The organism is Paenibacillus elgii NBRC 100335 (genome assembly GCF_004000865.1).
GTDB classification, from domain to species: domain Bacteria; phylum Bacillota; class Bacilli; order Paenibacillales; family NBRC-103111; genus Paenibacillus_G; species Paenibacillus_G elgii.
The window spans coordinates 82,142-91,712 of record NZ_BIMB01000027.1 but is presented as its reverse complement, the minus strand read 5'-3'; the positions used below and the strand labels follow the sequence as shown (position 1 = coordinate 91,712).

Genomic DNA, 9,571 nt, shown 5'->3' with positions numbered 1-9,571 from the left:
CGAAACCGCCAGGCCCCGAACAGGCCGGCGGCGGCGATCAAGGCCACTTGCGTCACGGCGCTAGGGGCCAGCAGGGCGAACGTGGCCGCCGCAACGGCCAGCGTGGCGCGGGGCCGGTCGGACGCCAGACTACGGCCCATGCCAAGCACCGCCTGCGCGACGATGGCGACGGCGACAAGCTTCAGCCCGTGGAGCCACCCGGCCTGGGCGACGGGCGTCCCATGCAGCGCGAGCGCAAACAGAGCCATCGCGAGAGCGGACGGGAGCGTGAAGCCGAGCCAGGCGACCACCCCTCCAAACAAGCCGGAGCGGATGATGCCAAGCCCGATACCGACCTGACTGCTGGCCGGTCCGGGCAAAAACTGGCACAAAGCGACCAGATCGGCGTAGCCCCGCTCGTCCAGCCACTTGCGCTTGACGACATACTCGTCCCGGAAATAACCGAGATGCGCCACAGGTCCTCCAAAGGAGGTCAGCCCCAGCTTGGCGGAAGCGGCGCCGATTTCCAGTAACCGCACAAATCCGTTCCGGGGCCGGGACGATCCGGCGGAGTTTATATCTTCTTCATTCCGTGGCGGAGCGGATGTATCGTTCGGACTTACAGGCACGTGTCGAAAACACTCCTTTTTTGTAAGCGAAGGTTATATTTGGTAGTCACTTTTTCATCAAAACAGATTTTCCGGTTCGATTCAAGTAATTTTTTGTAATTTTTTTATAAACCGGTCCTCTGCGGGCTCAACCGCTGAAAAAGAAGGCATCCTCCGCCCGTGGCAAGCACGGCCGGGGATGCCTTCTTTTGCTGTCCCTCTGTTTGACAGAGGGGGCTCCATTTACGGTTGGAACTCCCGGACCAGACGTTTGGCCGGTCCGTTCGGCGTATCGATCGTCTCGTATACGCGGATCGTCACGCCCGATTCGATCTGCTCCGTCTTGACGTTCGTGAACGAAATGCGCTGCGTGCCGGTGATGAGCTTCTGCGTGCCGGTAAAACCGGCAGATTGCGAGCCGAGCACCCGGCCGAGCCCATCGACAAGCTCGAACTCCATCTTCGAAAAGTTCTGGTCGATGATGACCGGTTCCCGCTGCTCGATCGTTAGCGACAAGTTCAGATGATACGAATAGCCGGTCGATGTGCTGTAGGTCGTCGCCAGATTGTTCGCATCGATGGTAACGTCGAACGGATAGAAGCTGATTTTACCGTACTCCTCTTCCCGCTGCGCGGCGATGCGGAACGTGCCGAGATCCAGCTTGGCCGGCGCGATCGCTTTCGGGTCCGTCACGCGGAAGGCGATATTGTCCCCTTTTTCGTCCGCCGGCACCATGAACGAATATGCGACGACATAGCTCGTTCCGGGCATGATGGTGGAAGCCGCCGTCGTCTGCCGGACGCCAGGGAAAGCCAGCCCTTGCGAGTTCAGCAGCTCCGTGCCGATGTCCGGAAGCGTCAGGACCGAGCTTCCGCGGTTCGTGTACTTCACTTTGGCAATGGCCGTTTTGTATCCGTAATCGGTATTTTCGTGCAAATGCAGCTCGACAAGCGACATGTCCAGCTTCGAGTCGATCAGGCTGCTTGCCGCAAGGGGCAGCGGCGTACCGTACTCGTAATTTTTGGCCGCCATCGTCGGGTTGTACTGCTGCGCAATGCCTTGGAGGCCGACGACCATCACCGGCCGCCCGTCCGTCTTCGTGCCGGACGAGGAGCTTGTTGCACCGCTTCCGCTCGTCCCTGTCTTCGTCTGTCCGCTCGTGCCGCTTGCAGCACTGGTGCCGCTAGTGCTTCCTGCCGCAGAGGACGAGCCCGAAGCAGAACCGCCTGCTGACGAGCCGGATGTTGTGCCGGATGCGCTTGTTCCCGTGCTGGCAGCACTTCCGGCGGTTCCACTGTTAGCCGTATTCGCGCCGGTGGACGCGCTCCCGCCGCTGGCGGACGCTGTCGTGCCCGAGCCGGCGCTTGACCCCGTCGCAGCCGTGTCCTCCTTCACGCGGACCACAAGCTCCGCTGCGTCCGGCTCAACGCCGGACGGGAGCAGCGCCGTGTAGCTGAACGATACCGCGGCTTTCGGCGCCAAATAAGCGTCGCGCGAGGAACGGGCTTCCGAAGCCGTTGTGAAGCCGTCTTTGCCGAACTGGTAAGCTCCGGTCAACGCGGGTACCGCGATCATCCGGTCGCTATCATTGCGCACCGTCACGGTCGACTGCACGAGCATGCCGTCTTCCTGACGGATTGCCGTCGCTTTCTCGGCGACAACCGTCAGTCCGCTGCCCGTTCCGTAACGGGCCAGCGGCTTCTCGCTGCCGAGCTTGATTGCCGGCGGAAGCTCGCCAAGCGGCAGGCCGCCAAGCACTTTGTCCTCGCCCGCATCCGACGTCACCAACTGCAAGGTCAACGGGCCGACGGACTGTTCGGAGAGCTCGGCCTTCACGGTCCGCTGAACAGTTTCATTCGGCAGCAGCGAAGAGCTGTCCGAGCCGGAAAGGGCGGCGGCAAGCGTTCGCCCGTCGGACGTCAGCAGCCGGTATTGAAGGCCTGACGGAAGCGTTGCTTCCGTTTTGCCGCTGTTGGTCACATACAGATTCATATACAGATACGGCTTGCCGTTCTCGACGACGCGGAAGCCGTCCCCCTGCACGAACGTAAGGAATACATCCTCTTTGGCTGCAGGATCTGCGTCTTTGAGCCGCACAACGGTCTGCGAAGCCGTCGATACCCCTCCGGGAAGCGATCCCGCCACGGGCAGCGCGCCAATGTCGCGCGTCTGATCGGCCCCGCTGCCGTCCCAGGCATACAGGTCCACCTTCAGCCCCTCGACCTTGACGCCCGGCGCAAGCTGGGAGTAAAAATCGAACGTCTGCTCCTTGCCTGCCTGGACACGGGCGCTTTGCTTGCTGCCCAAGCGCGCCGGATAGCGGTTCCCCGCCTCATCCACCACCCGGACGCCGTATCCGTTGAAATCGACAGCGCCGCTGCCGCCGTTATGAAGCTTCAGCGAGAACTGCATCAGCGGCGAATCACCGCCTGGGGCAAGCGATGCGTTCTCCAGTGTAAAGTAAGTGTCGTTCGCTACAAAAACGCCCGGTTTTCCCGCATAAGCAGCCGGCACGGAAGCCGACAGGCATACAGCGCTTATCGCGAGCGCTCCGAGCCAAGCCGTACGGGACGGTTTCGTTAACATGTTTAAGCTTTTCAAAAGCTGCTTCCTCCTTTGGTAAAAACCGGATGTCAAACTTAATCGAAGCGGAGCGCATCGATCGGACGAAGCTTGGACGCTTTGTTCGCCGGGTACAGGCCGAACACGACGCCGACAAGCACGGAGAACAGGAACGCATACAATCCGATATCCATCGACAGCTTGGTCGTCTGGCTCGGATTGATCATCGGCCAGACAAGCGCCAGACCGCTGCCGAGCAGCAGCCCGATGAGGCCGCCGATGCCGCTGATGACCGTCGCCTCGACGAGAAACTGCATCAGGATGTTGCGCCGCTTCGCCCCGATCGACTTGCGGATGCCGATTTCCCGCGTCCGCTCGCTTACCGTGACCAGCATAATATTCATAATGCCGATGCCGCCGACCAGCAGCGAGATGCAGGCCACGCTGATCAGCTGATTCGTCAGCGTGCTCGATGCGGCGACCCGCGCGTTCATCAGCTCATCCTGATTGATGAGATTGAAGCCTTGATCGCTTTTGAATTTATAGGTCAAATACTGCTTCATCGTATCCTGCGCTTTGTAGATGTCTTCCTTCGTCGGCGTATCGATATAGGTCGTCCGGATATTGCCGAGCTTGAAAGTGCGCTGCGCCGTCGTGAGCGGGACGAAGACCGCATTGTCCATCGATGTGCCGCCCGCCCCGGTGCCTTTGCTTTTCAGCTTGCCGACCACCGTGAAGACGACGCCGTCAATGTTGATCTGCTCGCCCATCGGGTCGAGCGTGCCGAAATACGTTTTCGACACCTCGCTGCCGAGCACAGCCACCGGGTTGCGGAATTCAAGATCGGCGTCGACGATGAAGCGTCCGGTCTCCAGCTGGCCCTTCATAATGCTGAGATAGCGGTCGTTCGTACCGGTCACCGTATATTTCTCCTGCGTCCGGTCGTACTTGATATTGGAGTTCGCTTTATTGATCGTCGGGGCGATCGAGGAAAACTCCGGCAGCTGCTCCAGCTGCATCAGATCGTTGTAGTCGAGCTGCTGCGCCCGCCCCGTCCCCAGCACGTTGACGACGAGCATGTTCGTGCCCAGGTTCTCGTACTGCTTCTCGATTTGGTCCGACGTGCCACGTCCGATCGCAACAAGCGTGACGACCGAGCTGACGCCGATAATCACGCCGAGCATGGTGAGCATCGTGCGCATCGGATTGGACAGCACCGTCCGCAGCGCCATGGTGATTAGTTCCGTCGTTCTCATGCCGTTACACCCGCCGCTCCGGCCGGAATCTCAGCCAGTCTCTCGTCACGCACGATCAGGCCGTCCCGGATCGACACCACGCGTTTGGCGTTCTCGGCGATATGCAGATCGTGCGTGATCAGCACGATCGTATTGCCCTGTTCGTTAAGCCGGATAATCAGCTCCAGCACTTCCTTGCCGGTCTTGGAATCGAGCGCTCCCGTCGGCTCGTCGGCCAGCATCAGCGACGGCGACACCGCCAGCGCGCGCGCAATTGCTACCCGCTGCTGCTGTCCCCCGGACAGCTCGCTCGGTTTATGATGGCCGCGCTGGCCCATACCCAGCAGCTCCAGCATCTGAAGCGCCGTCTCACGGCGCTTCCTGGCCGGTACGCCCGAGTAAAGCAAGGGCAATTCCACGTTTTCCAGCGCCGTAAGCTTGGGAAGCAGGTTGAACTGTTGAAAAATAAAGCCGATTTTTTTATTCCGCAGCTCTGCGAGCTGGTTGTCCGTCATCTTCTCGGTCGCCACGCCGTCCAGCTTGTAGGAGCCGGAGGTCGGCACGTCCAGCAAGCCGATCGTGTTCATCAGGGTCGACTTCCCGGAGCCGCTCGGCCCGACGATAGCAACGAAGTCCCCCCGCTCCACCGTGAGCGACAGGTCGTTCAATATGCGCAGCTTTTCCGCGCCCCGTTCATATTCCTTCGTAATGTGCTTCAGCTCAATCATCGGTTCCATGCCGGGATTCCTCCTTTCGCCGTTATCTGCCGGATTGGCCGCCGCCTCCGTTGGAACGACTTCCGCCGCCGGTATTCCCGCCGCCTGAGCCGCCCGCGCCTCCTGCGCCGCCACCGCCCGGAGCGAACTGGAAATTGCCGCCGCCCGGAAATCCGCCGCCTTGGCCGCCCTGGAACTGCTGACGCAGCCTGTCGATATCGGCCTGGCTTAAATTTTGCCGCTGCTGCCGCACGGGCACGACGACTTTGTCGCCTTCCTTGAGCCCTTCGGTAACCTCCACATCCGTTTTGCTGCGGATGCCGATCTTAATCTCCTTCTCTTCCTGCTTGCCGTCGGGCCCTTCCACGGTAACGAACCGTTTGCCTTTTTGCTGCTGGAGCGCCTCCATCGGCAGGACGAGAATGTCCTTTTTATCCTGGATCAAAATGTTCGCGGTTCCCGTCATACCGTAGCGCAGGTCGCCCGTATTTTTGACCGCCACCACCGCGTCGTAGAACGTCACCCCGTTGGTCGTCGTTCCGACCGTGGACACCTGGGTCACTTCTCCTTCAAATTTGCGCCCTGGCAGCGAATCGACGGTCACTTCTGCCTTCATCCCGCTCTTCACGCTCGGCAGATCGAGCTCGTCGACCTGAATGGGAAGCTGCATGAAATCGAGGCTGGCCACCGCGCCGAACAAGGTCGTCCCTTCGACTTTGGCCCCTACCGGATAGCTCGCCAGTACATTCGTTTTCTTGTTGGCAAAATCCGTGGAAAATACCCCGTCAAATGGCGCCTTGAGCGTCAATTGGTTTAACTTGTCCTCCAGGCTCGTAATCGTCGCCTTCTGACGCTCGATCGTCGCCTGCTTGTTCAAAATATCGCCGTTTAGGGTGTCGCTACCGATCACAGCGATCAGATCGCCTTTGTCTACATGGCTTCCGGACTTGACTTTCAGTTCGCGGATGCTTCCGTTCGCCCCAGCGAACACCGTCTCGGTTTTTATGTAATCCAGCGCAGCCTTCTCCTGCGAGTCGACGCTGCGTCCGCCAATCGTCGCCGTCCCTTTCACTTTCATTCCGGCATCCAGCGTTCCGTCGTTCGCTACGGTCACTTCGACATCGACCAGCTTGCTGCCGGTGCTGTCCGACCTCGTCAATGTCCCTACCGATGTGATCGTTCCCGTCTTCGTCAGCAGGAAGCCGTCGGGAGCGAGATCGAGCGTGTCGCCCTTCTTCAACTGCGTCGCATCCTCCAGCAAAAACGGCAGCTTCACCGTCAACGAGGACAGATCCGCAATCGTCCCCACGCGGCTCGATTTGGTCGTGTTCGAGCCCGCGTCCAGGTTGCCGGACAACGTCAGCTTGCCGCTGATCGGAGCGGTAATCCGCATATTCCCCTGCTGGTTCCGCAGATCGTTCAAATCATTTTCCGTCTGCTGAAGACTCGTTCGTGCTTCCTGCAGGTTCGTTTCAAGCGTCGGATCGGCGATTTCCACCAGCACGTCGCCTTTTTTAACCGGCTGGTTCCGGGTCAGGTTCATCGTCTTGATCGTTCCGTCCGCGGGAGCGATAATGTTCTGCATGTCCCTTGCCTCGAATTGAGAAGTACCGGAAACCGTTGACCGGATTCCCCCTTTTTTAACCTCGACCGTCTTTTCCTGTACGCTGGCGGCCGACTTTTTCGGTTTCTGTTGCAAATACACATACGTTCCGGCTCCGACCACCAAGAGGCCGAGGACGCCGATGATCCATTTTTTGTAGCGCAGCCACGCCATCCGCGTATCTCCTTTCTAAACTCGATGTAGCTCGATTACCCCTTTCAATGTAGCACCCGTTTGTGAAAAAAAAGTGAAATGTCGCTTAATCCCAACTTAAAGTAAGAGCGGCCGTCCGGTGCTGCGACGAAGGAACGCCAAAAAGCCCGCAGCAACGATAAAATCGTTGTTGCAGGCTGGTGCTGACGTATTCCAAATTAAGCTTAACTCAAACGAGGACCAGCGGCGCGAACCGCCTCAGGCGCATCTGCGAACTTCCCGAAGTTGCTGACGAATCGTTCGGCAAGCTCCCGAGCTTTAGCGTCGTAAGCTTGTTTGTCCTCCCACGTGCTGCGCGGCTGCAGCACTTCATCCGGTACGCCGGGAACGTGGCTTGGCACCAGCACGCCGAATACCGGGTCCGGGGTAAATTCCCCATGCTCCAGCTTGCCTTCCAAGGCCGCCGTGACCATCGCGCGGGTGTACGCCAAATTCATCCGCTTTCCTACCCCATAAGGTCCTCCGGACCAGCCGGTGTTCACCAGGTAGACGCGGGCTTCGTGCTCGTCGATCTTGCGTCCAAGCATCTCCGCGTAAACGCTCGGACTCAGCGGTAGGAACGGCGACCCGAAGCAAGCGGAGAACGTCGTTTCCGGCTCCGTCACGCCGCGCTCCGTTCCGGCGAGCTTGGATGTATAGCCGGACAGAAAATGATACATCGCCTGCTCCTTCGTCAGCTTCGCAATCGGAGGGAGCACCCCGAACGCGTCGGCCGTCAGGAAGACAATCGTCTCCGGATGTCCCGCCGTACCGGGGATCACCGCGTTCGCGATCGATTCAAGCGGGTAAGCGGCCCGCGTATTTTCCGTGCGGGAACCGTCGTTGTAATCCGCTTCCTGTGTGCCCGGCCGCAGCACTACATTTTCCAGCACGGCTCCGAACCGGATCGCATTCCAAATTTGCGGCTCCTTCTCTTCGGTAAGCCCGATGCATTTGGCGTAGCAGCCGCCCTCGAAGTTGAACACGCCGCGGTCCGACCAGCCGTGCTCGTCGTCGCCAATCAAGCGGCGGTTCGGGTCGGCGGACAGCGTCGTTTTACCCGTGCCGGACAGTCCGAAGAACAGCGCCACGTCGCCCTTGTCTCCGACGTTGGCCGAGCAGTGCATCGGAAACACGCCGCGGAAAGGCAGCAAATAGTTCAGCACGCTGAAAATCGACTTTTTCATCTCGCCTGCATATTCCGTTCCGCCGATCAGCACGATGCGCTTCTCCATCGAAACAGCGATGAATGTGCCTGATTTCGTCCCGTCTGTGGCAGGGTCGGCCTGCAAGCCGGGCAGCGCAATCACCGTAAATTCCGCACGGTGCTCCTTCAATTCCTCCGCCGTCGGGCGAATAAACAGCTGACGCACGAACAGATTGTGCCACGCATATTCGTTCACAACGCGAATCGGCAGCCGGTATTCTTCATCCGCACCGGCGAAGCCGTCAAACACGTACAGTTCGCGTTCCTTCATATATTGTGCCGCTTTGGCTAATAAACGATCGAAGTGCTGCTCCGCCATCGGCTGGTTGACGGCTCCCCAAGCGATGTGGCCGTCGACGGAAGCCTCCTGCACGATATATTTATCCTTGGGCGAACGGCCCGTAAATTTTCCGGTAAAGGCCCGCAGCGCCCCACTGGATGCAAGCTCCCCCTCCTGCCGCTTCAACGCGGCTTGAACCAAAACAGGAACCGGCAAATTATAATGAACGTTCCCCCCGGCAAGAAGCGCCGCCGTATCGAAGCTGTACTCCGTCGTTTTCATGTAATGCCCCAACCCTTTCTGTCTTCATGTCATTCTCATTTATTGTACACTATTCATTTATATATTGTATACTATTTGATCATAATGTTCACGGTTTATACTAATAATTCCGCAAACATAACCAATCTAAGGATGGGGTAAAAAAAGAGGGTTTATCCGAACCGAACGCCGGATAATCCCTCTCAGGTTATACGCATGTTATGAAACGCATAGGCCGTTCCGAGCTCTTCAGGCTGTCCGGGCCGCTTCATCGGCGAGGCGATGTCAAATTTCGCCACCTTCTCCTCATCAAGCTGCTTCTGCGAGATGTCGTCGAGGCGATGCTGCGGAGATGCTCACCCCTATTGTTCTCCACAATGTCCAGCCCGCCGAAGGTCTCGACGTTCCGCTTTACGTTTTCCCGGCAGAACGTCTCATCCCCGGCATCGCCCTGAATCACCAGGAATTTCGATGTATTCGGCCTAGCCTGAAAGGCTAGGAATAATTATGCGACGTCTCTACGGTACCGTCTCTGCGGTGCACGATCGCGCTCGTATTCGCGTCGGAAGCCCATTCCTTCGCCCGGTCCACAGCCTCCAGCTTGGTGCCTGCTTGATAACGCACCGCACCGCCTTCTTCCTTCACGGCCCAGCCGTCCTCATGCGGGACGACATGGAGCTTGGGGCGGCGCTTCTTCGACCGATGCTCCGGATGCTCCTCGTTCCATTCCTTCGCTTTGGCGGTCGCGATGGCAATCGCCCGCCCTTCATCATATCCTTCATCTAGCAGCGCATTCGCGATGTCGACGGCCTTCTCCCTCACTCGAGGCTCCAGGTTTTTCATGGAGACCGGATAATCTCGTTTGTTCCACGGCACGGAAACAACCTCCTCTCCTGACTGGCCTTACGTTCTTTACTTACCCGCCGAG

At 58.9% G+C, this 9,571-nt stretch carries 7 protein-coding genes; all 7 read right to left on the bottom strand.

Annotation, left to right across the window (positions count from 1 at the left end):
• Positions 1-518 (bottom strand): chromate transporter (locus tag PEL01S_RS19975; protein ID WP_255320139.1); only part of this gene is annotated, 518 nt, incomplete at its 3' end.
• A 312-nt stretch (positions 519-830) separates the two neighbouring features.
• Positions 831-3,188 carry a hypothetical protein gene (locus PEL01S_RS19970; RefSeq protein ID WP_127461548.1) on the bottom strand — a complete coding sequence of 786 codons (2,358 nt, stop codon included), beginning with the start codon at positions 3,186-3,188 and terminating at the stop codon, positions 831-833.
• 38 nt (positions 3,189-3,226) lie between these two features.
• On the bottom strand, positions 3,227-4,405 hold the full coding sequence (locus tag PEL01S_RS19965) for an ABC transporter permease (protein WP_127461547.1): 1,179 nt from the start codon (positions 4,403-4,405) through the stop codon (positions 3,227-3,229).
• The gene (locus PEL01S_RS19960) at positions 4,402-5,121 is read right to left on the bottom strand and encodes an ABC transporter ATP-binding protein (RefSeq protein ID WP_063179479.1); all 720 of its coding nucleotides are present in this window, start codon (positions 5,119-5,121) and stop codon (positions 4,402-4,404) included. Before PEL01S_RS19960 ends, PEL01S_RS19965 begins: the two co-directional genes overlap by 4 nt.
• A gap of 22 nt (positions 5,122-5,143) precedes the next feature.
• On the bottom strand, positions 5,144-6,877 hold the full coding sequence (locus tag PEL01S_RS19955) for an efflux RND transporter periplasmic adaptor subunit (RefSeq protein ID WP_127461546.1): 1,734 nt from the start codon (positions 6,875-6,877) through the stop codon (positions 5,144-5,146).
• A 203-nt stretch (positions 6,878-7,080) separates the two neighbouring features.
• Complete coding sequence (gene pckA, locus PEL01S_RS19950) at positions 7,081-8,664, bottom strand: phosphoenolpyruvate carboxykinase (ATP) (RefSeq protein ID WP_127461545.1); 1,584 nt, start codon at positions 8,662-8,664, stop codon at positions 7,081-7,083.
• A gap of 474 nt (positions 8,665-9,138) precedes the next feature.
• Positions 9,139-9,519 carry a DUF2188 domain-containing protein gene (locus tag PEL01S_RS19945; protein ID WP_127461544.1) on the bottom strand — a complete coding sequence of 127 codons (381 nt, stop codon included), beginning with the start codon at positions 9,517-9,519 and terminating at the stop codon, positions 9,139-9,141.
• Between the last annotated feature and the right edge of the window lie 52 nt (positions 9,520-9,571).